This window comes from Acinetobacter endophylla, from assembly GCF_053543775.1.
In genome coordinates this window covers 1-508 of the sequence record NZ_JBLVOM010000167.1, presented here as the reverse complement: position 1 = coordinate 508, position 508 = coordinate 1, and the positions used below count along the sequence as shown (strand labels likewise).

At 41.7% G+C, this 508-nt stretch carries 1 protein-coding gene; it reads left to right on the top strand.

The window, feature by feature from the left end:
- Window positions 1–192: 192 nt before the first annotated feature.
- Window positions 193–508, top strand: a 316-nt coding sequence (locus ACNPNW_RS06180; protein WP_448766736.1) for a hypothetical protein, incomplete at its 3' end; no start/stop codon positions are given.

Genomic DNA, 508 nt, shown 5'->3' with positions numbered 1-508 from the left:
TTCTCGAAAGGGCTGACCAATCGATAGAATAATGGTAGAATGGTTTTTATTGACTTACTGTTATTTTTTTCTTCATAGACCAGGCATGTTTAGTTCTGGGACTATGATTGGTAACACTCAAAATACATATAAAGAGGTGGATGAACAGTGACGTTGAAGAAGAAACTGGCAGTATCGACACTAGCAGTCAGTATGACTGCAGCATCAGTAGCAGGAATCCCGCTAAGCGGAAAAGGATTGGCACAGCAACTTGGACTTACAAACACTGCATCGGCAGCGGCAGTTAGCCAAAATGCTGCTGTAAAGGAAAAGATTAAGAAAATCTATTCCAAGCTGGATGCAACAGGAGTAAAGAATCTCATTGCCTACCAAACAGAGGCAGGGACCATTTCCAAGGATAAATTCGCAAGTATTTTCTCCGTACTGCTGGAAAATCAAAAATTGGATTTGACTCCGGCTGAGAAGGATACCGCATACACAGCGTTTACTAGTGTTTCCAGCGTAGTTT